This is a genomic window from Pseudomonas sp. Kh14, assembly GCF_900291005.1.
Lineage (GTDB): Bacteria > Pseudomonadota > Gammaproteobacteria > Pseudomonadales > Pseudomonadaceae > Aquipseudomonas > Aquipseudomonas alloputida.
In genome coordinates this window covers 182096-205083 of sequence record NZ_OLKJ01000034.1, presented here as the reverse complement: position 1 = coordinate 205083, position 22988 = coordinate 182096, and the positions used below count along the sequence as shown (strand labels likewise).

Annotated in this window: 22 protein-coding genes; 8 read left to right on the top strand and 14 right to left on the bottom strand. The window is 64.1% G+C overall.

Annotated features, from left to right (window positions below; all coding sequences use genetic code 11):
- The first annotated feature begins 17 nt into the window (after nt 1-17).
- Entirely contained in the window at nt 18-395 is a 378-nt protein-coding gene (locus FQ668_RS17980) for a response regulator (RefSeq protein ID WP_003256176.1), read from the top strand.
- A gap of 48 nt (nt 396-443) precedes the next feature.
- On the opposite strand, the gene FQ668_RS17975 is transcribed toward FQ668_RS17980, so the two are convergent.
- The 3 genes from FQ668_RS17975 to FQ668_RS17965 are packed head-to-tail and all read right to left on the bottom strand — an operon-like array spanning nt 444 to nt 3084.
- The gene (locus FQ668_RS17975) at nt 444-1025 is read right to left on the bottom strand and encodes a TetR/AcrR family transcriptional regulator (RefSeq protein WP_010954588.1); all 582 of its coding nucleotides are present in this window, start codon (nt 1023-1025) and stop codon (nt 444-446) included.
- Nucleotides 1026-1037: 12 nt separating this feature from the next.
- Complete coding sequence (locus FQ668_RS17970) at nt 1038-1886, bottom strand: 3-hydroxybutyryl-CoA dehydrogenase (protein ID WP_014590524.1); 849 nt, start codon at nt 1884-1886, stop codon at nt 1038-1040.
- A gap of 13 nt (nt 1887-1899) precedes the next feature.
- Nucleotides 1900-3084 carry an acetyl-CoA C-acyltransferase family protein gene (locus tag FQ668_RS17965; protein WP_003256172.1) on the bottom strand — a complete coding sequence of 395 codons (1185 nt, stop codon included), beginning with the start codon at nt 3082-3084 and terminating at the stop codon, nt 1900-1902.
- Nucleotides 3085-3252: 168 nt separating this feature from the next.
- Between FQ668_RS17965 and FQ668_RS17960 the strand changes: the two genes are divergently transcribed.
- Nucleotides 3253-4341 carry an AraC family transcriptional regulator gene (locus tag FQ668_RS17960; RefSeq protein WP_144180446.1) on the top strand — a complete coding sequence of 363 codons (1089 nt, stop codon included), beginning with the start codon at nt 3253-3255 and terminating at the stop codon, nt 4339-4341.
- Nucleotides 4342-4420: 79 nt separating this feature from the next.
- Here FQ668_RS17960 and FQ668_RS17955 read toward each other — a convergent pair whose 3' ends face one another.
- On the bottom strand, nt 4421-4858 hold the full coding sequence (locus tag FQ668_RS17955) for a carboxymuconolactone decarboxylase family protein (protein WP_144180444.1): 438 nt from the start codon (nt 4856-4858) through the stop codon (nt 4421-4423).
- A 200-nt stretch (nt 4859-5058) separates the two neighbouring features.
- On the opposite strand from FQ668_RS17955, the gene FQ668_RS17950 reads away from it, so the two are divergent.
- The gene (locus FQ668_RS17950) at nt 5059-6255 is read left to right on the top strand and encodes a CynX/NimT family MFS transporter (RefSeq protein ID WP_144180442.1); all 1197 of its coding nucleotides are present in this window, start codon (nt 5059-5061) and stop codon (nt 6253-6255) included.
- Here the strand turns inward: FQ668_RS17950 and FQ668_RS17945 are convergent.
- The 6 genes from FQ668_RS17945 to glcD all read right to left on the bottom strand — a co-directional run bounded on the left by FQ668_RS17945 (nt 6248) and on the right by glcD (nt 12438).
- A complete protein-coding gene (locus FQ668_RS17945) occupies nt 6248-7681 on the bottom strand; it encodes a PLP-dependent aminotransferase family protein (RefSeq protein WP_076402907.1) in 1434 nt (477 codons plus the stop codon). The two genes, FQ668_RS17950 and FQ668_RS17945, sit on opposite strands and share 8 nt — an antisense overlap.
- A 91-nt stretch (nt 7682-7772) precedes the next feature.
- Entirely contained in the window at nt 7773-8111 is a 339-nt protein-coding gene (locus FQ668_RS17940) for a hypothetical protein (protein ID WP_012051955.1), read from the bottom strand.
- Between the two features lie 139 nt (nt 8112-8250).
- Complete coding sequence (locus FQ668_RS17935; protein ID WP_014590529.1) at nt 8251-8649, bottom strand: heme-binding protein; 399 nt, start codon at nt 8647-8649, stop codon at nt 8251-8253.
- Complete coding sequence (glcF, locus tag FQ668_RS17930) at nt 8642-9877, bottom strand: glycolate oxidase subunit GlcF (protein ID WP_014590530.1); 1236 nt, start codon at nt 9875-9877, stop codon at nt 8642-8644. The genes FQ668_RS17935 and glcF overlap by 8 nt, the downstream gene beginning before the upstream one ends.
- A gap of 9 nt (nt 9878-9886) precedes the next feature.
- Complete coding sequence (gene glcE, locus FQ668_RS17925) at nt 9887-10939, bottom strand: glycolate oxidase subunit GlcE (protein WP_014590531.1); 1053 nt, start codon at nt 10937-10939, stop codon at nt 9887-9889.
- A complete protein-coding gene (glcD, locus tag FQ668_RS17920; RefSeq protein WP_019438348.1) occupies nt 10939-12438 on the bottom strand; it encodes a glycolate oxidase subunit GlcD in 1500 nt (499 codons plus the stop codon). The genes glcE and glcD overlap by 1 nt, the downstream gene beginning before the upstream one ends.
- A gap of 195 nt (nt 12439-12633) precedes the next feature.
- Here glcD and glcC point away from each other — a divergent pair, with 195 nt between their 5' ends.
- On the top strand, nt 12634-13398 hold the full coding sequence (glcC, locus tag FQ668_RS17915) for a transcriptional regulator GlcC (RefSeq protein ID WP_144180440.1): 765 nt from the start codon (nt 12634-12636) through the stop codon (nt 13396-13398).
- 60 nt (nt 13399-13458) lie between these two features.
- On the opposite strand, the gene FQ668_RS17910 is transcribed toward glcC, so the two are convergent.
- Nucleotides 13459-13776, bottom strand: a complete 318-nt coding sequence (locus FQ668_RS17910) for a DUF2388 domain-containing protein (RefSeq protein WP_014590534.1) — start codon at nt 13774-13776, stop codon at nt 13459-13461.
- Between the two features lie 281 nt (nt 13777-14057).
- Here FQ668_RS17910 and FQ668_RS17905 point away from each other — a divergent pair, with 281 nt between their 5' ends.
- A complete protein-coding gene (locus FQ668_RS17905) occupies nt 14058-14684 on the top strand; it encodes a glutathione S-transferase family protein (protein ID WP_019438347.1) in 627 nt (208 codons plus the stop codon).
- Between the two features lie 42 nt (nt 14685-14726).
- Here the strand turns inward: FQ668_RS17905 and mrdA are convergent, their stop codons facing one another.
- A complete protein-coding gene (gene mrdA / locus FQ668_RS17900; protein WP_014590536.1) occupies nt 14727-16622 on the bottom strand; it encodes a penicillin-binding protein 2 in 1896 nt (631 codons plus the stop codon).
- Between the two features lie 560 nt (nt 16623-17182).
- On the opposite strand from mrdA, the gene FQ668_RS17895 reads away from it, so the two are divergent.
- The 3 genes from FQ668_RS17895 to FQ668_RS17880 all read left to right on the top strand — a co-directional run bounded on the left by FQ668_RS17895 (nt 17183) and on the right by FQ668_RS17880 (nt 20869).
- Nucleotides 17183-18523, top strand: coding sequence for an MFS transporter (locus FQ668_RS17895; RefSeq protein ID WP_144180438.1), 1341 nt, complete (start codon nt 17183-17185; stop codon nt 18521-18523).
- Nucleotides 18524-18625: 102 nt separating this feature from the next.
- Nucleotides 18626-19879, top strand: a complete 1254-nt coding sequence (locus FQ668_RS17890) for an OprD family porin (RefSeq protein ID WP_144180436.1) — start codon at nt 18626-18628, stop codon at nt 19877-19879.
- Nucleotides 19880-20155: 276 nt separating this feature from the next.
- Nucleotides 20156-20869, top strand: a complete 714-nt coding sequence (locus FQ668_RS17880; RefSeq protein WP_003256147.1) for a GntR family transcriptional regulator — start codon at nt 20156-20158, stop codon at nt 20867-20869.
- Nucleotides 20870-20875: 6 nt separating this feature from the next.
- Here FQ668_RS17880 and FQ668_RS17875 read toward each other — a convergent pair whose 3' ends face one another.
- Both FQ668_RS17875 and FQ668_RS17870 read right to left on the bottom strand, forming a co-directional pair.
- Nucleotides 20876-21826 carry a PDR/VanB family oxidoreductase gene (locus tag FQ668_RS17875; protein WP_014590539.1) on the bottom strand — a complete coding sequence of 317 codons (951 nt, stop codon included), beginning with the start codon at nt 21824-21826 and terminating at the stop codon, nt 20876-20878.
- Nucleotides 21827-21838: 12 nt separating this feature from the next.
- Complete coding sequence (locus tag FQ668_RS17870; RefSeq protein ID WP_019438345.1) at nt 21839-22906, bottom strand: aromatic ring-hydroxylating dioxygenase subunit alpha; 1068 nt, start codon at nt 22904-22906, stop codon at nt 21839-21841.
- Nucleotides 22907-22988 lie beyond the last annotated feature (82 nt).

Here is a 22988-nt window from a genome sequence, read left to right as displayed (position 1 = left end):
TATTTCAAGGCGTTAACATGAGTGAAGATGCACAAGATGTGGTTCTGGTCGTCGAGGATGAGCCGGCGATTCGCATGATTTTGCGCGATTACCTGGCGGGTGAGGGGTACCACGTCCTGGTGGCCGAAGATGGCGAGCAGGCGTTTGCCATCCTGGCCAGCAAACCGCACCTGGACCTGATGGTGACAGACTTCCGTTTGCCGGGGGGGATCTCGGGCGTGGACATTGCCGAGCCTGCGGTGAAGTTGCGGCCCGACCTGAAGGTGATTTTCATCAGCGGCTACCCGGCGGAGATTCTCGAATCTGGCAGCCCGATCACCCGCAAGGCCCCTATCCTGGCCAAGCCGTTTGACCTGGACACCTTGCACGAGCAGATCCAGTCGCTGTTGCGCTGAGGCATCCGGTCTTTTCGCGGGGCAAACCCGCGAAAAGACCGTTGCAGGCTATCGCAGCGTCCGCTCAATCCCCCCGACCAGCAAGTTTTCCATCAGCTCCAACCCCTGCTCTTCAGGCATTGCTTTGAGCAATCCCGGCAACTGGTTGAGAAGCGTCGCCAGTACATGCGCTGTGGCGTCCAACGCTTGCCCCGGCAGTTTCGCTTGCGGTGCGATCAGGCGCAACAAACCTGCCTCATAGCGCTTGCGCAACGACGCCAGGTGCGCCTGTTGCGCCTCACTCAAACAACACAAATCCCGTTCGGCCAGCCGGAACTGCAGAGGCCGCTCGGCATGCAGCTGCCAGTGCGCAGCAATCAGGCAGCTCAACGCCGATGCCCCACGGGCCATGGCCCGGCGGGCCTGGTCCAGGGTGGCCTGCAGCTCTTCGTACAACTCTTCGATCAAGTCGTACAGCAGGTCCTGCTTGCTGGGAAAGTGATGGTACAGCGAGCCGGCGGTCAGCCCCACATGGGCCGCCAGCTCGCGCATGCTGACCTGGCCAAAGCCCTTTTCGGCAAACAATGCCATGGCCCGGTCACGTCGCTCCTCAAAGTTGGCACAGCGCATTGCGGCATTGACCGGGGGCATGGCGCTTGGTCCTCAGTAGGTGAAGAAACCGCGACCGCTCTTGCGCCCCAGCCAGCCGGCCGCGACCATTTCCTTGAGCAGTGGAGCAGGGCGGTACTTGCTGTCGTTGAAGCCTTCATGGAAGGCCTCCATGATCGCCAGCAGGGTGTCCAGACCGATCAGGTCAGCCAAGGCCAGCGGGCCGATCGGCTGGTTGCAGCCCAGGCGCATGCCGGTGTCGATGTCCTCGGCACTGGCCAGGCCTTCCTGGCGCACGAAGATCGCCTCGTTGATCATTGGCACCAGGATGCGGTTGACCACGAAGCCCGGGCGGTTGCCGGCGGTGATCGGGGTCTTGCCGACTTTTTCGGTCACCACCAGCGCTTGGGCGTAGGTGTGGTCGCTGGTCTGCAGGCCACGAATGATCTCCACCAGCGCCATCATCGGTACCGGGTTGAAGAAGTGCACACCAATGAAGCGCTCGGGGTGCTCGATGCTGGCGGCCAGTTGGGTCACCGACAGCGACGAGGTGTTGGTGGCGATCAGGCAGTCGGCGGCAACGTTGGCTGCCACCTGCTGCAGGATGCGCTGCTTGAGCTGCAGGTTCTCGGTCGCCGCTTCGATCACCAGGTGTGCAGCGCTGAGCTGGGTGTAGTCGGTACTGGTGCGAATGCGTGCTTTGGCGGCTGCGGCCTTGTCGGCGTCGAGGGTGCCTTTGCTGACCTGGCGCTCGAGGTTCTTGCTCAAGGTGGCCACGCCGCGCTCGAGCGCAGCGTCGGAAACATCCACCAGCAGCACCTGGTAGCCGGCAATGGCGCACACCTGGGCAATGCCGTTGCCCATGGTGCCCGCGCCGATCACGGCGATCTGTTCAATGCTCATGTGTCAGCCTCCCTCAGACGCGCTCGAACACGACGGCGATGCCTTGGCCACCGCCGATACACATCGTGGCCAGGGCGTAGCGACCCTGGATACGCTGCAGTTCATGGATGGCCTTGGTGGCAATGATCGCACCGGTGGCACCCACCGGGTGGCCCAGTGAGATGCCCGAACCGTTGGGGTTGACCTTTTCCGGGTCGAAGCCCAGCTCGCGGGCGACGGCGCAGGCCTGGGCAGCGAAGGCTTCGTTGGACTCGATCACATCCAGGTCTTGCAGGTTCAGGCCGGTTTTTTCCAGCACTTTGCGGGTGGCCGGGATCGGCCCAAGGCCCATCAGTTCGGGTTCCACCCCGGCGTGGGCATAGCCCACCAGGCGTGCCAGTGGCTTAAGGCCCAGGCGGCGCACCGCGTCACCGGTGGCCAACACCAGGCCGGCGGCGCCATCGTTGATACCGCTGGCGTTGCCGGCGGTGACGGTGCCGTCTTTCTTGAACACCGGCTTCATGCCGGCCAGTTGTTCGGCGGTCACATCAGCACGCACATGCTCGTCGACACTGAACTGCACGCTGCCCTTGCGGGTTTTCAGTTCCAGCGCAACGATCTGGCTGGCGAAGCGGCCCTCGGCAATCGCACGAGCGGCGCGGCGCTGGCTGGTCAGGGCCAGTTCGTCCTGCATTTCGCGGGTAATGCCGTGCTTGGCCGAAACGTTCTCGGCAGTGATGCCCATGTGGAAGTGCTGGAACGGGTCCTGCAGCACGCCGACGGTATAGTCGATGCCTTGCAGGTCACCCATGCGTGCACCCCAGCGCGCCTGTGGCAGCAGGTAAGGGCCACGGCTCATGGATTCGGCGCCGGCCGCGACGGCCACATCGGTGTCGCCCAGCAACAGGCCCTGGGCCGCAGAGACAATAGCCTGCAGGCCAGACCCGCACAGGCGGTTGACGTTGAATGCCGGCGTTTCCTTGGGGATGCCAGCGTTCATTGCCGCAACCCGTGCCAGGTAGGCGTCACGCGGTTCGGTGGGGATTACCGTGCCCATCACCAGGTGGCCGACTTGCTCGGCGGCCAGGCCCGAACGCTCGATGGCGGCGCGGGTCACGGCGCTGGCCAGGTCGGCCAGCGGCAGGTCCTTGAGGGAACCGCCAAAGCCACCAATGGCTGAACGGACGGCACTGACGACGTAGATTTCTGCGCTGCTCATAAGGGCTCCGATTGCGAAGGCGTGGCGGGACCGGGCCAGGCTCTGCGAGAATGGTTGGCGGCCCCGAAGTGGGTTCGAGTCTAGGCAAAGGCTCTGTTGCAGCCTATGCCGAATCTGTTCAAACAACCTGGCACTTTTTGCCACTCAGCATAGACAGCGAAAACCGCCATGCGCGAAAGCGATTCAGTCGCCGTGTACTTCCTCAACGCCATGCTCCACGCCCTGCGCGACACCCCCGCCGAGCGTGATGCCCAGCTGCGTGCGGTGGGCATCGCCCCGCAGCTGCTCGATCAGCCTCAGGCGCGAGTGCCGGCCAGGGCGTTCGCCCAGCTGTGGCTGGCGTTGATCCAGCGCCTGGACGATGAGTTCTTTGGCCTCGACAGCCACGGCATGCCGCTGGGCAGTTTTGCCCTGATCTGCCGGGGTTTGATCCTCGAGCCGAACCTTGAAAAGGCCTTGCGCCAGTGCATGGGGGGCTTCGGCCTGTTCCTGCGTGACCTGCGTGGCAGCCTGACGATACGTGGCGGCCGGGCGTTGATCAGCGTGCAGTCGAACATTGCCGACCCCTTGACCCAGGTCTATGCCGAAGAAACCTACCTGGTGCTGATGATCGGCATGCTGTGCTGGCTGGCCGGGCGGCGGATTGCCATCGACCGCACGGAGCTCGCGGTGTCGCGCCCGGCCCAGGAGGACGACTTGCTGCTGTGGGGGCCGGACCTGCGCCTGGGCAGCGGACGCACCGAGGTGGAGTTCGACAGCGCCTACCTGCGCCTGCCGGTGGTGCAGGACCGGGCAGCCCTGAAGACCTTTCTGCGCAGTGCACCTCAGGGGCTGGTGATCCGCTTTCGCAATCAGAACGGGCTGGTGGCTGAGGTGTATCGGCACCTGCGGGCATTGCGCTATGGACAGTGGCCGACATTGGCCGCACTGGCGCAGCAACAAGGGATCAGTGCCAGTACCTTTCGCCGACAGTTGGAGCGGGAGGGGCGTTCGTACCAGCAAATCAAGGATGAAGTGCGCCGGGCCATGGCCTTCGAACGGCTGCGCGACGGCGCGTTGAGCATTGCCGAAATTGCCGAGCAGGCGGGGTTTCAGGAACCAAGTGCGTTCCACCGGGCGTTCAAGAAATGGACCGGGCAGAGCCCAGGGAGCTACCGGGCGCGGCTGGCCGGCCTGCGTTCTACCTGTGGGAGCGGGCATGCCCGCGAAGAAACCAACGCGGTGGATGGCACCGGCTCTGCCGGTGTTCGCGGGTAAACCCGCTCCTACAGGGCACGCACAGAATTGTAGGAGCGGGCTTGCCCGCGAATAGGCCAGCACAGGCCACCCGAAAGGATCAGGCCGGCAGCATGGCAAAGCCGACGCCGAACCGGTTCCAGGCATTGATGGTGGCAATTGCCAAGGTCAGGTTGGCCACCTCGGCCGGCTCGAAGTGTTCCTGCAGGGCTTCATATTGCTCCTGCGGCGCACCCCGTTCAGGCAAGCGGGTCAGGCTCTCGACCCAGGCCAGGGCAGCACGTTCACGCGGCGTGAAGTAGCTGGTGTCCTGCCACACGCACAAGGCCTGCAGGCGTGCTTCGGTCTCACCGGCCTTGCGCGCATCGTTGGCGTGCAGGTTGACGCAGTAGGCGCAGCCGTTGATCTGCGAAGCGCGCAGGCGTATCAGCTCCAGCAGCGAGTGTTCAAGGCCGCTGTTAGCCAGCGCCTGCTCCAGGCCGACCATGGCTTTGTAGGCTTGCGGCGCTTGTTTGGCCCATTCGATACGGTTGTGCATGGCAGTCTCCAAAAGTGTGGTATGGACATGGCGCTACTGTAGCGCCGCTCTTTGGCCACCCCGATAGCCAATTTTGCGCATAAGCGGGAGGCCAACCGTCCATTCAGGTGGCCACTGACCTGCATCCAATCTCTTCATTTCTGCCAAGCCAGCCGAGCCGGGATAATGGCCAGTTCCTGCTACAAGAGAACCGACTCACAATGAGAGCTGTACTGAACCTGCTGCTGGTGATCCTGCTGGCGTTGAACCTGCGGCCGATCCTGACCAGTATCGGCCCCTTACTCGAACCCATGCGCGCCAGCACCGGCCTGGGTTACCAGCAGGCCGCCTTGCTGGCGGCGCTACCGGTGCTGTGCATGGGCCTGGTGCCCTTGTTGCAACCGTGGCTGCGACGCTGGGTCAGCGAGCACGGCGGCATGCTTGCGGGTCTGGCCGCGATTGCCCTGGCCTGCCTGTGGCGCCTGCAGCTGGACAGTGCCTGGGCGCTGATCGCCAGTGCGCTGGTCGCCGGCCTGGGCGTGGCGGTGGTGCAGGGCATGATGCCGGGGCTGGTCAACCGCTGGTTCCCCGGGCGTCTGGCCGGGGCGATGGGGCTGTACTCGGCGGCGCTGATGAGCGGCGGCGGCCTGGCTGCAGTACTCGGGCCGCACATCAGCGGCCATTTCGGTTACTGGCAGGCGGGCCTGGGCGTTTGGGCGATCCCGGCCGTGCTGGCGGTGCTGGCCTGGGCCGTGCTGCGGCCAAGGCAGGAGGCGCCAAAACTGGCTGGGGTCGCAGGCGGGCACTGGTTCGGCACCCGCCGGGCGTGGTTGCTGGCCCTGTACTTCGGGCTGATCAACGGCGGCTATACCAGCATGGTGGCCTGGTTGCCGGCTTACCACATCGAGCATGGCGGCAGCGCTCAGGGCGGTGCCGACCTGGTGGGCCTGATGACCGTCTTCCAGGTGCTCGGTGCGCTTGGCCTGCCGCTGCTTCTGCGACGTTGGGCCGATAGACGCCCGGGTTTGTGGCTGGCGTTGGCGATTCAGCTGGCGGGCTTCCTGGGGCTTTTGCTGGTGCCTGCGGCGGCTTCCGGGCTTTGGGTCGCCATGATCGGCTTTGGCTTGGGCGCCTGCTTCAGCCAGTGCCTGACGTTGACCCTGGAACACCTGAAAACGCCTGCCGAAGCCGGCAGCCTGGCGGCGTTCGTACAGGGGATCGGCTTCATCATCACCGGCATCGTGCCGTATATCACGGGTTGGCTGCGGGATGTCAGTGGCGACTTCCAGGCTTCGTGGACGCTGTTGACCGTGACCGTGATGGCAATGCTGCTGGTGACCGCGTGCTTCAACCCGCGCGGCTATGCGGCGGCTATCGCCCGGCCGGCCGCAACCGGCAAGGCCGCACCGGTCAACTGAGGCGTTGCAGGGTATCGCGCACCCGGTCCAGCGCCGGGTCGATGTCCAGCAGTTCGATGGCGCCGAAGCCCATCAATAGCCCCGGGCGTAACGGCGCCTCGTTGAAGAAGGGAGCCAGTGAATACAGGCCGACCTCTACCTTGCGCGCGAGATTGGCCAACAGCTCCACATCCACCCCGGGTGTGGCCAAGGCACTGAGGTGGAAGCCTGCGCTGGCGGGGATGGCGCTGAACCACGGTGCCAGATCGCCGCCCAGGCGCGCCAGGATGCGCTCGCGGCGTGCGCTGTAGACCTCGTGGCAGCGGCGGATGTGCTTGTTCAGGTGGCCTTCGCCAAGGAAGCGCGCCAGCGCCCACTGCAGCAGGGTAGGGCTGTGCCAGTCGCTAAGGTGCTTGGCCACGCAAGCCGCCTGCAGTACGGCAGGCGGTAACACGGCATAGCCCAGGCGCAGCTCGGGCAGCAAGGTCTTGGAAAAGGTCCCGACATAGGCGACCAGTCCATGCCGGTCCAGACGCTGCAGCGGGTCCGAGGCTGGCCCGTGGTAGCGGAACTCACAGTCGTAGTCGTCTTCGATGATCAGTGCACCCAGCTCGGCGGCCCGCGCAAGCAGGGCATGCCGGCGTGGCTCGCTCATCGGCATGCCCAGCGGGAACTGGTGCGAGGGTGTGACGTAGATCAGCCGGGTGCCGTCGGCGATCTGTTCCACGCACAGGCCCTCATCATCCACCGGCACCGATTGCAGGCGTGCACCCAGGGCCAGGAACAACTGCCGTGCCGGCGGGTAGCCAGGATCTTCCATGGCCACCTGGCAGCCCGGTTCGACCAGCACCCGGGCGATCAGGTCCAGCGCCTGCTGGGCGCCGTTGCACACCAGCAGGTCGGCTGCGCTGCAGTGCACCCCGCGCGAGTAGGCGATGTGGTGAGCAATGGCTTCGCGCAGTTCCGGCAAGCCCTGGGCCGGGAATTGCCGCTCATGGTGGCGCTGGCTACGGCGCAGGGCGTAGTTCAGGCAACTACGCCACTGGTCGAACGGGAACTGTGCCTTGCTCGAAGCACCACCGACGAAGTCATAGCGCGATGGCGCCTGCAACTGGCGTTGGCTGAGCACGGTGGCGCGCTGCTGCCAGCGCTCGAGGGAGGCGGCGCCGGCCAAGGGGAGGGTGGCTGATTCATTACTGCGCAGCGGATGGCGTGGGGTGACGAATGTGCCACGGCCGACCACGCCGCTGAGCAGGTTATCGTAGGTCAGCCGCGAATAGGCCTCGGCCACGGTCTTGCGCGATACGCCCAGTTGTTCAGCCAGCAGACGGGTAGGCGGCAGTTGGGTGCCGGCGGCCAGGTGGCCGCTGTCGATACCATCGCGCAGTTGCTGGTAGAGCTGATCGGCCAGGCCTTTGCGGCCATCCAGGCGAATGTGCAGTTCCATGGGCGGGTCCGGAGCGGAGGATTGCTCAGGATAGCGGATTGGCTGCGACTCAGGTGCTTGTCACAGGCTACGAAGAGGCCGAGCCAACCGCTCAGAGCCGAGCGGTGCTGACGGTGATATAGCCTTTTTCTGCCAGGGCAATGCGTATCACGGTTTCGTCTTCCGGCGCGTTGCGGTTGCGCTTGATGCGCACGCCTTCAACCGTCGAAGCTTTCATATGCTCTGAAATGGCCCGCCCGTTCGCGTCGAAGAACACCTCGCTGGCCAGCAACTCGATGCGTTCGATCAATTGACGGGAATGTTCATCGGTGGCGCAGAAGAACATGACCCCCGACAAGTGCGGGTCGTTGTCGGGGTTGGTCATGTCATGGGCCAGCATTTCGCGCAGGCTGCTGCGCAGTTCGGCGATGGGGCGGGCGTACGGGTGCATGCGGAGCCTCCTCTGGGTCGCGACCTTGCGTCCTCCAGTGCCGATCATGTTTTCTGTGGGCAGGGGCGGCAAGTAGGGCGCTTCTGAGGGAGGCGTAGGAAACTTCTTAAGATGCTGGGCGGTGGTCGAACCCCAGGGTCTACAAGGCAGCAGCCCCCGCCTTGGCCACCTGGGCATCCTGTTCGGATTTGACGCCGGATACACCAATGGCGCCCACCACCTGGCCTTTCACCCGCAGCGGCACGCCACCTTCAAGGCTGGTCAGCAGGGGGGCGGTCACAAATGCAGTACGGCCACCATTGACCATCTCTTCATAATCCCGCGTCTCTTTGCGCCCCAGTGCGGCGCTGCGGGCCTTTTCCAGCGCGATGTAGGCACTGGCCGGTGCGCAGCCGTCCAGGCGTTCCAGGGCCAGCGGGTGGCCACCGTCGTCGACCACGGCGATGGTCACGCTCCACTGTCGGGCCTGGGCTTCCTGGCGGGCGGCGGTCAATACACGGGCGATTTCGGTCTGACCGATAACGAACTTGCTAAGCATGGTCGGGCTCCGGGTTCAAGGCTGCTTCGACGATTTCGATCCAGTGGCGCACGGGCGTGCGACCAGCTCCGTCGAGGTGGGCCTGGCAGCCTATGTTGGCTGTGGCAATGAGGTGCGGTTTACCGCTTTCCAGCGCATTCAGACGATTGTCGCGAAGTTGCAGTGACAGTTCAGGCTGGGTCAGCGAATAGGTCCCCGCCGAGCCGCAGCACAGGTGGCCATCGGGCACCGAGGTCAGGGTAAAGCCAAGCCGCGTCAGCAACGCTTCTACCGCGCCGCCCAGTTTCAGGGCGTGCTGCAGGGTGCATGGACAGTGGAAGGCCAGCCGCTGTTCAGCGCACAGGGCCAATTGTTCGATCGGCTCATCGCGCAGGATCTCCACCAGATCGCGGGAAAGGGCGCTGACCCGTGCCGCCTTGGCAGCGTAATGGGGGTCTTTCTCCAGTAGGTGGCCATAGTCGCGGACAAACGCGCCGCAGCCGCTGGCGGTCTGCACGATAGCCTCGGCACCCGCTTCGATGGCGGGCCACCAGGCATCGATATTGCGCCGTGCCCGCTGCAGGCCTTGCTCCTGAGCATTCAGGTGGTAGTCCACCGCGCCACAGCATCCGGCCTGCCGGACCGGTTGCACACTGATACCCAGGCGGTCGAGCAGGCGCGCAGCAGCGGCATTGGTGTTGGGTGACAGGGCCGGCTGCACGCAGCCTTCCAGCATCAGTATCCGGCGCGCATGGCGCACTGCCGGACGCTGGCCGGGTGTGGTGACCTGCGCCGGCAACTTGCGTTTGACTGAGGCCGGTAGCAGCGGGCGCAGCACCTGGCCGCTGCGGGTCAGGGCCTTGAACAGTGCCGGGCGCGGTACCACCGCAAGTAGGCCCTGGCGCAACAGGCGCTGGCCGAGCGGGCGTGGCACCTGCTGCTCGACCACTGCGCGGCCGATGTCCAGCAGATCGTGGTACTTCACCCCGGATGGACAGGTGGTTTCGCAGTTGCGGCAGGTCAGGCAGCGGTCCAGGTGCAATTGCGTGCTGGCGGTGACCGGCTCGCCTTCGAGCATCTGCTTGATCAGGTAGATGCGCCCGCGCGGGCCGTCCAGTTCGTCGCCCAGCAACTGGTAAGTGGGGCAGGTGGCAGTGCAGAAACCGCAATGTACGCAGGTGCGCAAGATGCGCTCGGCTTCGTCGGCGCGGGCCAGACGGCGCGATGTTTCGCTAAGGTTGGTTTGCATGGGCTGGCCTCACAGGTCCGGGTACAGGCGACCAGGGTTGAACACCCCCTGGGGATCGAGCTGCTGCTTGAGGGCGCGGTGATAGCGCATCAGTGCAACCGGCAGCGGCGGGCTGCTGGCTGCACCGGGGGCGTAGCAGGTGGCGTGGCCGCCCACCTTGGCGACCTGGTCGCGAATGGCCTGCGCCGGTGCACAGGTCTTGAGCCAGCGCTGAGCACCCCCCCAGTCGATCAGTTGCTGGCCGGGTAGGTCCAGCTCGCCGGTAACGGTGGGTACGGACAGGCGCCACAGAGGGGCGTCGTCGGCAAAGAACGTCAGGCGCTGTTCGCGCAGGTCGGTCCAGAAGCGGTTATCGAGCGTTTCGCCCCCCAGCCGCTGGCGTGCCGACTGCACTGACCCTTCGCCGCCTTCCAGGCGCAGGTACAGCGTTTCGCCGTCATGGCAGGCGGCGCTGATCGGCAGTGGTTGCTGGCCCCATTCGGCCAGCTCGACCAGCGCTTCATTGCGGCCCATCGCCAGGCGCAGGCTCAGGCACAGGCGCGGCCGTGGCAGCACTTTCAGCGAAACCTCCGTCAGCAGCCCCAGGCATCCGAAGCTGCCCGCCATCAGGCGTGACACATCGTAGCCGGCGACGTTCTTCATCACCTCGCCACCAAAGCGCAGCAGCTTGCCGTGGCCGGTGATCACCCGTGTACCCAGTACAAAGTCGCGCACCGACCCGGCCCACGGCCGTCGCGGGCCAGACAACCCGGCCGCGACCATGCCGCCCAAGGTGGCCTCGGGGCCCAGGTGGGGTGGTTCGCAGGGCAGCATCTGGCCGGCCTCGTGCAGGGCTGCCTCGATCTCGCGCAGGGGAGTACCAGCGCGGGCCGTGAGTACCAGCTCGGTGGGGTCGTAGCTGACGATGCCGCGGTGGTTGCGGGTGTCGAGGACTTCGCCAGCCACCGGGTTACCCAACATCGCTTTGCTGTTGCTGCCCTGGATACGCAGCGGCGTACCTTCGTTCAGCGCCTGGTTGACCTGCTCCAACAGCGTCTGGCTCATGTCGCGGTCCATGCTCATCAGAAGCGCTCCAGCTCGGGGAAGGGCAGTTGCCCCTGGTGCACGTGCAGGGCGCCGAATTCGGCGCAGCGGTGCAGGGTGGGAATGTTCTTGCCGGGGTTGAGCAGGCCCTGGGGGTCGAAGGCGGCCTTCACCGCGTGGAACAGGGTAATTTCGTCGCTGTTGAACTGCGCGCACATCTGGTTGATCTTCTCGCGCCCCACGCCGTGTTCACCGGTGATGCTGCCGCCCACTTTCACACACAGCTCCAGAATCTTGCCGCCGATCGCTTCGGCACGCTCCAGCTCGCCGGGCAGGTTGGCATCGAACAGGATCAAAGGGTGCATGTTGCCGTCGCCAGCATGGAACACGTTGGCCACCCGCAGGCCGTACTCCGCGGACAGGTCGCTGATGCCCTTGAGTACCCGTGGTAACTCGCGGCGCGGGATGGTGCCGTCCATGCAGTAGTAGTCGGGGGAGATGCGCCCTACGGCCGGGAAGGCGTTCTTGCGCCCGGCCCAGAAGCGAACGCGCTCGGCTTCGTCGCAGGCCAGGCGCACCTCGCGGGCCCCGGCTTGCGTCAGCACGGCGGCGACGCGCTCGCAGTCGTCGTGAACATCGGCTTCCACGCCATCCAGTTCGCACAGCAGGATCGCCGCCGCGTCCACCGGGTAGCCGGCATGGATGAAGTCTTCAGCGGCGCGGATCGCCAGGTTGTCCATCATCTCCAGGCCACCAGGGATGATGCCGGCAGCGATAATGTCGGCGACTGCCCGGCCAGCGTCCTCGACGCTTTCGAAACTGGCCAGTATCACCCGCGCCACCTGGGGCTTGGGCAGCAGCTTGACGGTGACTTCGGTGACGATACCGAGCATGCCTTCGGAGCCGGTGAACAATGCCAGCAGGTCGAAGCCGGGGCTGTCCAAGGCATCGCTGCCCAGGCTCAGGCGTTCGCCCTCGACCGTGAGGATGTCCACCTTGAGCACATTGTGTACGGTCAGGCCGTACTTGAGGCAGTGCACGCCACCGGCGTTTTCGGCGACGTTACCCCCGATTGAGCAGGCAATTTGCGAGGAAGGGTCTGGTGCGTAGTACATGCCATGGGGTGCGGCGGCCTGGGAAATGGCCAGGTTGCGTACGCCCGGTTGCACGCGGGCGTAGCGCCCCTGCGGGTTGACCTCGAGGATGCGGTTGAAGCGCGCCATCACCAGCAGGATGCCCTTGGCCAGCGGCAGGGCACCACCGGACAGGCCGGTACCGGCGCCACGCGCAACCACCGGTACGCCGCGCTGGTGGCAAAGCTTCAGCAGCGTTTGCACCTGCTCCAGGTGCTCGGGCAGCACCACCAGCAATGGCACTGTGCGGTAGGCCGACAGGCCGTCGCATTCGTACGGTTTGAGGTCTTCATCGCGGTGCAGGATTTCAAGGTCCGGCAGGGCATCGCGCAGCGCCTGCAACAGGGCGGCCCGGTCCACGTCAGGCAGCACGCCATCGACGCGTTCGTCGTACAAGATATTCATCGGCTCACTCGGCAACGGTTTTTATTGTTGTTGGCAAAGCGGTCACTGATGCAGCGTGCGCCTGCTAGCGGCCGGGGTCGAGTGAGATGTTGACTGGTCCTACCAGTTTCTTCGAACAGTGCTGTTTACTCACGGCTCTGTCCGGCTAGATTGGCGCTATAAGTCAAAGTGGTCCTACCAGCAGGAGTGTGTGCAGTGGGTACTGAAGGCAAGGTCAAGGTCGCCGACCAGGTGGCCGAACGGGTCGAGCGGCTTATCGTCGAAGGCGTGCTCAAGGTGGGCCAGGCGCTGCCGTCGGAGCGGCGGCTGGTGGAAAAGCTTGGCTGTTCACGTTCGGCCTTGCGCGAGGGCCTGCGCGTTTTGCGTGGGCGCGGCATCATCGACACCGAACAGGGGCGGCGTTCGTTCGTCGCCGATCTCACCGGGCAGGCGGGTGCTACGCCTTTGATGCACCTGTTCAGTTCGCAACCGCGCACGCTGTTCGACCTGCTGGAGGTCCGGGCGTTGCTGGAGGCTGAGTCGGCGCGGCTGGCGGCGTTGCGGGCTACCGACGTCGACCGCCTGCTGATCCGCCGGCGCTACGAAGAAATGCTGGCTGCGCACGAGGCTGCGCAGGCGCTCGATGCCCGTGAGCATGCCCGCCGTGACCATGCCTTTCACCGGGCGATCAGTGAGGCGTCGCATAACCCGGTGCTGGTGCATACCCTGCAATCGCTCAGTGACCTGACGTTGAGCACTGTGTTTGCGTCGGTCAACAACTTGTACTGCCGGCCAGCGCAGAAACGCCAGATTGATCGGCAGCATGCGCGGTTGTATCACGCGGTCATGGAGCAACTGCCCGAACAGGCGCAGCGGGCGGCGCGAGAGCATATCAACGGCATACGCGACAGTTTGCGGGAGATCGAGCAGGAAGAGCAGCGCCTGGTCAGGGCGACCATGCGTATGGATGGCTGGGGGTGAAGCGGCCTTGTATCGGCCCTCTCGCGTCGAACCGCCGCGAAAGGGCCGGTACAGGTTTACTCAATGGTCAGCCACAGGGTCATCTTGCGACAGGATGGCCCGGGCCAGCTCTTCATCGTTGGCCTGCAGCCCAGGATGGTCCTTGCGGGCCTGTTCAAGCGCCGACTCCACATAGGCGCCGCGGATGGCACCGCCGCTGGCGACGAACGCTGAAAGTTCGTCACGGGCCGGGATGATCCGTTTGTCATCCTTGAAGGTCGAATACAGCGAAGCGGAAACACCGGCCGAGGTGGCGACGTCGCCCGCATCGACGCGGGCCAGGGCAGCACCGGCAGGCATCAGGAGCAGCAGCGCAGGGGCGAGCAGTAGGTGGCGCATGTCGTGTTCTCCAATAACGTGAAGTACAGGGAATTAAACCACTCAGTGTCTAAGACGGTTGAGGCGTTCGGGTAGTTCCGTTCTGCTGGCAGGAGCGTGTCGGGGATGAAGGTGCACCTGCCGCTGACGATATGGCTGAACGCACGGTTTTCAAGGTGTCGACGGAGCGCGTCATGGATTGACCGCGTCGGGACGCGCGTGATTTGCTTGAGTGGATGGGCTTCGCGGGCAAACCCGCAGAGCGCCCTGCCGATCATTCAAAGGAAACTGAAGGTTCGCCCATGTCCGAGTACAAGCTGCACTGCTTCGCCGAATCCGGTAACGCCTACAAGGCTGCGCTCATGCTTGAACTCACCGGCCAGAACTGGCAGCCGGTGTTCGTCGACTTCTTCCATGGCCAGACGCGTGAGCAAACCTGGCGCGATGAGGTGAACGAGCAGGGCGAGGTGCCGGTGATGGAGCATGCTGGCAAGCGCTTCACCCAGTCTGCGCTGATTCTGCAATACCTTGCCGAACAGACCGGCCAGTTCGGGCCCCGCGATGAAGATGAAAAGCGTGAGATCTGGCGCTGGATGCTGTTCGACAACCATAAGTTCACCAGCTATTACGCTGCGCTGCGCTTTCTGTTCTGCCTGAAGAACACCGGCGAAACCGATGTCACGCGGTTCCTGCGCGAGCGTGCCACGGCGGCTTACCGTATTGTCGACGCACACCTGGCGAAGACGCCATTCATGGTCGGTGGCCGGTTGACCATCGCCGACCTGTCGTTGGCGGGGTATGTGTTCATGCCAGAAGACACCGGTATCCCGTTGGCAGAGTTCACGCACATCGAGGCCTGGAAAGCCCGGATCCAGGCGCTGCCGGGGTGGAAACACCCGTATGAGCTGATGCCGCGCACGGCATCCTGACTCATTCGCGACTAAAGCCGCCTCCACAGCGGCCACGCCAAATCATGTGTGTGGCACACCCCGAGTGGGTGCGCCGCCCGCATACTCCGGCTTCAGGTGCCCTTGCTCATCCAGCAGATAAGCATCCATCACCTCCCGCACCACCGGCCCTGCGACCCGGCCTCCAGCCTCGCCGTTCTCGATCATGACCGCCACCACCACACTGGGGTGCTCAGCCGGAGCGAAGCCGACAAACAGGGCGTTGTCGCGGTGGCGCTCCAGGGTCTTGTTGCGGTTGTAACGCTCACCCTGCTTGATCGCCACCACCTGCGCTGTACCGCTTTTGCCGGCAATTCGGTACTGGGCACCGGCGGCCGCAGCGCGGGCAATGCCGCGCGGGTCGTGCATGACCATCTGCATGCCCTGGCTGACCTGGTCCCAGGCATGCTTGTCGTGCAGCACGATGTCGGGCATGGGGTTTGGGTCGATCGGCGTATCGCCGCCCACGGTCATGGCCAGGTGCGGGCGGTGCCACACGCCCTTGCTTGCCAGCAGGCTGGTGGCCTGGGCCAGTTGCAGGGGGGTGACCTGCATGTAACCCTGGCCAATGCCAAGGATCAGCGTCTCGCCCGGGAACCAGGCCTGGCGTCGCGTGGCGCGCTTCCACTCGGCCGAGGGCATCAGCCCGGAGGCTTCCTCGAACATGTCCAGTGACACCTTCTGGCCCAAGCCGAACTCGGCCATGTAGTCGTGCAGCCGGTCGATGCCCAGCTTGTGCGCCAGGTCGTAGAAGTAGGTGTCGTTGGAACGCATGATGGCGGTGTACATGTCCACCCAGCCGTCGCCGCTGCGGTTCCAGTTACGGTACTTGTGGTCATAGTTGGGCAGTTCGTAGTAGCCCGGGTCGAATACCCGGCTGCCAGGGGTGATCACCCCGCTGTCGAGGCCAGCGATGGCCACTTCAGGCTTCACGGTCGAGCCAGGCGCATACAGGCCGCGCAGGACGCGGTTGAACAGTGGGCGGTCGATGGAGTCGCGCAGCGCGGCATACTGCTTGAAGCTGATGCCCTTGACGAACAGGTTGGGGTCGAAGCTGGGGTTGCTGACCATCGCCAGTACGTCACCATTGGCCGGATCCAATACCACCACCGAGCCACGGCGGTCACCCAGCGCTTTTTCTGCGGCTATCTGCAAATGGGCGTCCAGGGTGAGGACTATATCCTGCCCAGGGGTCGGGTCCTTGTGGTTGAGCACGCGCATCACCCGCCCCTGAGCGTTGGTCTCGACCTCTTCGTAGCCCACGTGGCCATGCAGCTGGCTTTCGTAAAAGCGCTCGATGCCGGTCTTGCCAATCGATTGGGTGCCGCGGTACTCAGTGCTGTCGAGCGTCTTGGCTTCTTTCTCGTTGATGCGCCCCACATAGCCCACTGAATGCGCGAAATGCCCGGCCAGTGGGTACTCGCGGATGAACTGCGGCTCCACCTCCAGGCCCGGCAGGCGGAACTGGTTCACCGCTACCAGGGCGATCTGCTCCTCGCTCAGACCCACCATAAGGGTCACGGGCTCGAACGGTTTGCGGCCACGGCGCAGGTCCTTGTCGAACTGCTTACGGTCGTCTTCGGTCAGGCCCAGCACCTGCGTCAGGGTGTCGAGCACCTTGGCCGAGTCGCTGCCTGCTCGCTCGCGGGTCATCGTCAGGTCGAAGCTGGGCTTGTTGTCGGCCAGTACCACGCCGTTGCGGTCGTAGATCAGCCCGCGTTCGGGGGCGATGGGCAGCACGTGCACGCGGTTGTTTTCCGACACGGCCGTTTGTTGGTCGTGCTGCAGCACTTGCAGCACATAGAGCCGGCCCACCAGGACGGCACACAGGCTGAACACCATGGCAGCGCAGGCCAGAAGCCGACGGTTGACCAGGTGCTTTTCCTTTTCGTGGTCCTTTAGCGGGATGGGTTGCGGCATCTGTGAATCGATCCAGAGGGGTGGCAATACGCGCGCGATCGGGCCGCGGATGCTACGCAACCCGTACCGCACCCTCAAGACGAGTCCCGGCTGCCCGCTGGCTGGCATCGGCTGTGCCCCCCATGATCAGGGCGCTGAGGTGGAATATGAAGATTTGTTCATTGCGGAGTCATGATGGCGAGTCAGGGGGGGGGTTTTATGATTTGTGGATCCACAAATCGATTCTGTTCGGTAACCGAACATCAAGTTTCGGTGGTTGCGAATTTTTAACCTATTGAATTTATTAACAATAACTATGATTTTTGCTGGCGATGAACTGGAATTGGTCACGCCTGATTGATTGATAGTGCTTTCGTCACGTTGTCTGTGGATCCATTATCTGGTTGATTAGCGCCTGACAACGGCCGGAGCCCTCCTGCCGTATGCGATAACAATTACAAAAAGGGTCCAGTCATGAATGGCTATCCAGCGGCACTGAACCGTCAGGGTTCCTCCCGTTGCGCCTGCGCGTGCGCATCGTTCCTCTCGCCTGTGGCCAAGCCTGGCCGGCAGGTGACCCCATGAATACCGATCTCAAGCAACGTCTGGACAACGACCCGATGGGTCGCTTTCAGTGCCTGGCCATTGGTATTTGCATCATCCTCAACATGATCGATGGCTTCGACGTGCTGGTCATGGCCTTCACCGCCGCCTCGGTGTCTGCCGAGTGGAACCTGAACGGGGCGCAGGTGGGGCTTCTGCTCAGTGCCGGCTTGTTCGGTATGGCGGCCGGGTCATTGTTCATCGCGCCGTGGGCTGATCGCTTTGGCCGACGACCGCTGATCCTGCTGTGCCTGGCGCTGTCCGGTATCGGCATGCTGCTCTCGGCACTGAGCCAGAGCCCGTTGCAACTGGCGCTGCTGCGTGGCCTGACCGGGCTGGGCATCGGTGGCATCCTGGCGAGCAGCAATGTGATTGCCAGTGAATACGCCAGCAAACGCTGGCGCGGCTTGGCGGTGAGCCTGCAGTCCACTGGCTATGCGCTGGGTGCGACCCTGGGCGGTTTGCTGGCGGTATGGCTACTGGGGCATTGGGGCTGGCGCTCGGTATTTCTGTTTGGCGGCATCGTCACCGTACTGGTGATCCCGCTGGTACTGCTGTGGTTGCCAGAGTCGCTGGACTTTCTGCTGGCACGCCGGCCGGCCAATGCTCTGGTCCGGGTCAACCGGCTGGCTGTGCGCCTCGGCCAGCCGGCATTGGCGCAACTGCCGGCTGTTGCCGCAAGGGCAGAAGGTGTCAGCAGCGGTTTCAAGCAGCTGCTGACACCGGACATGCGCCGCACCACGCTGGTGATCTGGTTGCTGTTCTTCCTGGTCATGTTCGGCTTCTATTTCGTCATGAGCTGGACGCCGAAACTGTTGGTGGCCGCCGGCTTGTCGGCCCAGCAAGGCATCACCGGCGGGGTGCTGTTGAGCGTGGGCGGCATCCTTGGCGCGGCGCTGATCGGCGGCCTGGCTTCGCGCTGGCCACTGACCCGCGTGCTGGCGTTGTTCATGCTCATCACTGCGGCGCTGCTGGTGCTGTTCGTGGCCAATGGTGCCTCGGTCACTGCGGCGCTGGCGTTGGGCCTGCTGATCGGGCTGTTTTCCAACGGCTGCGTGGCTGGGCTGTATGCCTTGTCGCCGGTGGTCTATGACGCGTCGGTACGCGCCACCGGCGTGGGTTGGGGGATCGGCATCGGCCGCATGGGCGCGATCCTGTCGCCGACCGTGGCTGGCGTGCTGCTCGATGGTGGCTGGCAACCCCTGCATCTGTACGGCGTGTTCGCCAGCGTGTTCGTGCTTGCCGCGGGTTGCCTGCTGCTGTTGCGCCCAACGACCAAGCCTGCGTCCGCCTTGCCTGCTGATGCACTGAGTCACTGAGTGCAACCCGGCCTTGCCGGGTATCTGAATGCAACTTACTGCTCCGGGTCATGCTGGCCTGGGGCGGTCTGCTGCGCCTATTGAACGTGGAGAACAATAATAATGATGGACACAACTTGCACGCTGGCCCGTTCGGTCCTGGCAGTTTCGCTGGCGTTTGGCCTTGGTTTGCCGGCCTGGGCGCAAGAGGGGGGCTTCTTTGAAGATGCCAAGGGTGGGCTGACACTGCGCAACTACTACTTCAACCGTGATTTCCGTGACCCAGGGGCGGCCAAGGGCAAGGTTGAAGAATGGGCCCAGGGTTTCATCTTCAAGTTCAGCTCTGGCTACACGCCGGGGCTGATCGGTTTTGGCCTGGACGGTATCGCCATGTTCGGCGTGAAGCTGGACAGCGGCCGCGGTACCAGCGGCTCTGAACTGCTGCCGGTGCACGATGACGGGCGTGCGGCCGACGACTACGGCAGGGCGGGGCTGGCGGCGAAGCTGCGTATTTCCTCGACCGAGCTGAAGGTGGGGGAGTTGTTGCCGGATATTCCACTACTGCGTTACGACGATGGCCGCCTGCTGCCGCAGACCTTCCGTGGCGCCATGCTCGACTCGCGCGAAATCGAAGGCCTGAGCCTGCAGGCCGGCCAGTACCGCGAGGTGAGCTTGCGCAACTCTTCGGACATGCAGGACCTATCTGCCTGGGCCGCGCCCGGGGTCACTTCGGACGGCTTCAACTACGCCGGCGCCGAGTACCGCTTCAACCAGCAGCGCACACTGATCGGCGCCTGGCACTCGCAGTTGGAGGACATCTACCAGCAAAGCTACTTCAACCTGCTGCACAGTCAGCGGGTAGGGGAGTGGACGTTGGGGGCCAACCTTGGCTACTTCATCGACCGGGATGACGGGCAGGCGCGCATCGGCGACATCCAGAGCCGCACCGGCTACGCCTTGTTGTCAGCTTCGCACAGTGGCCACACGCTGTACCTGGGGTTGCAGAAGGTCAGTGGCGACAGTCAGTGGATGTCGGTCTACGGCAGCAGTGGGCGAACCCTGGGCAACGACATGTTCAACGGCAACTTCAGCAATGCTGACGAGCGTTCGTGGCAAGTGCGTTATGACTACAACTTTGCCGCGCTTGGTGTGCCAGGGCTGCTGGCCATGGTGCGGTACGGGCATGGCGAGAACGCCACCACGGCGGCGGGCAGCAATGGCAAGGAGTGGGAGCGCGATACCGAGGTGAACTACACCTTCCAGAGTGGGTTATTGAAGAACCTCAACATCCGGCTGAACAACGCGACCAACCGGCGCAGCTTCAACAGCGACTTCGACCAGACGCGACTGATCGTCAGCTACCCGCTGACCCTGTAGGAGCGGGTTCACCCGCGGACACCGGCAAAGCCGGTGCCATGCCCCGCGTTGCCTGCTTCGCGGGTAAACCCGCTCCTACATTTACAGCGCATGTCTTGCGCCAGGTTGGCTTCTTGGCGCGCCCCCCCGTAGGAGCGGGTTCACCCGCGAACACCGGCGTAGCCGGTGCCATGTTCCGCGTCGCCTGCTTCGCGGGTAAACCCGCTCCTACACAGGCCTGCTGCAACCCCTCGGCTTGCGCTAAGATGCCCGTTCATGTCTTTGGAAGTCGCCTGGATGAGCAAACCCGGTCAGATGGTGCTGGTTGCGTTGCGCAAGATGATCGCTTCGGGCGAGCTGGCGGCCGGCGAGCGCTTGATGGAAGTCCCAACCGCCGAACTGTTCGGCGTTTCACGCATGCCGGTGCGCATGGCATTTCGCACCCTCGAACAGGAAGGCCTGCTGGTGCGCTTTGGTGGCCGGGGGTTTCAGGTGCGCTCGGTCAGCGCCGATGACATCGCGGGTGCGGTCGAGGTGCGCGGTGTGCTGGAGGGGTTGGCGGCGCGTCAGGCTGCAGAACGTGGCTTGTCGGTGCAAGCACGCGCTGCGCTGCAACAGTGCCTGGTCGACGGCGATCAGCTGTTCGACAAGGGCTTTGTGAGCGAAGACGACTTGCAGGTCTATCATGACCTGAACATGCGCTTTCATCAGGTGATCATCGACGCCAGCCACAACCCGGCCATTGCCGTTGCCCTGGCGCGCAACGACCACCTGCCATTCGCCTCGGTCACCGCACTGGCGGTGGACCGCCATGATCTGGCTCGCGAGTACCGGCGCTTCAACTTCGCCCACATGCAGCACCACGCCGTGTTCGACGCCCTGGTCAACCGCCAGGGTGCCCGCGCCGAAGCGATCATGCGCGAGCACGCCAATGCCACCTTGCGCTATGCCGAAACCTTTGGCGGGGCTGCGGCGGACGCGGGCATGAAAGTCATCCTGCCCTCGTCGTAAGCCGGGTCAGATGTCCAGCACCAGCAGCGGCGTCTTCGAGCGCGAGCAGCAGGGCGTGAACTGATCATTCAGGGCCTGTTCCTCTTCGGTGAGAAACAGGTCGCGATGGTCCGGTGTACCCTGCAGCACGCGTGTCAGGCAGGTGCCGCAAATACCCTGCTCGCACGACATGGCGATCTCGATACCGTTCTCTTCCAGCACCTGCACCACGGTCCGGTCGGCTGGCACCTCGAACACCTGTCCCGTGCTGCCCACCTGCACCGAGAAACTGCCATCGTTGCTGGCATCCACCGGTGCTGCGGCGAAGTACTCGCGATGGAGGTTGGCCTCCTGCCAGCCCAACCCCTTCGCGCTGTCCAGCACATGCTGCATGAACCCGGCCGGTCCGCATACATACAGGTGCACATCATCTTGCGGGTTGCCCAGCACCTGGGCGATGTCCAGCGCCGTTTCCGGCTGCTCGTCAAAATGCACGAACAGCCGATCAGCGAACGGCGCGCTGCGAATCCGCTCGACAAACGCCGCACGCTCGCTGGAGCGGGCACAGTAGTGCAGCTCGAAGGCCTGGCCGCTGTGGGACAGCTGCTCGGCCATGCACAGGATCGGGGTAATGCCGATGCCGCCGGCAAACAGCACACTGCGCTGCGCCCCCTCGGCCAGCGGGAACAGGTTGCGCGGCGCACTGATACGCAACCGGGCACCGGCCTGCACCTGCTCGTGCAGGCTACGTGAGCCGCCCCGCGAAGCCGGGTCGTTGAGCACGCCTATCAGATAGCGATGGCGTTCTTCGGGGTGGTTGCACAGCGAATACTGGCGCACCAGCCCGTCGGGCAGGTGCACGTCGATATGGGCGCCGGCGCTGAACGCCGGCAGCAGGCTGCCATCTGCCGCTGCCAGCTCGAAGCTGCAGATACCCTGGGCTTCATCGTTACGGGAGACCACTACGGCATCGATCATGTCGGCTGTTCCTCAGGCAGGGGTGGCGCTGGTGGCGATCAGTTGCGGCTGCGGCGCACGCTCTCTGGCGATGATCCGCTCCAGCACTTTGCGTGACTGCACGCCGCCGGCATCGATGTTCAGCTTCAGCAAGTTGCGCTCGGGGTAGGCCAGCAGGTTCTGCTGCTGGCGTTCGAGCATTTCCAGGTCTTCGCTGAAAATCTTGCCCTGGCCCTCACGAATGTTGTCGGTCAGAGTCTGGTCGTGCGCAGCGAAATTGCGCGCCATGCCCCAGAAGTACCAGATAGAGGTATCGCTCTCAGGGGTGATGAAGTCGACCACAATGCTCGACGCCTTGTGCTGTGCCTCGGCGTGGTAGCCGCCCTTGCCGGCATGCGCTACACCCACTTCGATCAGCACATGGCTAGGTGGGGTGAAACGGCAGATCTGCCAGCGGTCCACCGGCACATCGTCGGCCAGGCCGTTGCCACGCAAGGCCATGCGCCAGAACGGCGGTGCCATGATGTTTTCCATGTGCCGGGCGGTGACCACTTCGTCGCCGGTGACGGTGGTGACCGGCGGTGCCTCGTCGATCTCCTTCTGGCCGATGCTGGAGGCGTGCACATAGGTTTCATGGGTGAGGTCCATGAGGTTGTCGATCATCAGGCGGTAGTCGCAACCAATGTGGAACAGCCCGCCGCCGTAGGCCCACTCATCATTCACCGCCCATTCCAGATGCGGAATCAGCGCCGGGTCGGCCAGCGCCTGGTCGCCGGGCCAGACCCAGATGAAGCCATAGCGCTCGACCGCCGCAAAGGTCTTGTTGCAGGGGAAGCCACGCACCCGTTGGCCCGGCATCGACACGGTCTTGCCGTCGCAACCCATCACCAGGCCGTGGTAGCCGCACACCAGGTTGCCGTCCTCGACATAGCCCAACGACAACGGTGCGCCGCGGTGCGGGCAGAAGTCCTCGACGGCGGCTACTTGGTTCTCTCGGGCGCGGTAGAAAACGATTTTTTCCCCGCAGATCTGCCGGCCCAGGGGTTTGGTGGCGATTTCGTCGGGGGTGCAGGCGACGTACCAGGTGTTTTTAGGGTACATGGGAGGCTCTCCGGGTTTTGTTTTTATTTAATGGATCCATTAAGGCTGCGATGGGCGTGCTAGGTCAACGAATTTTGCTTGG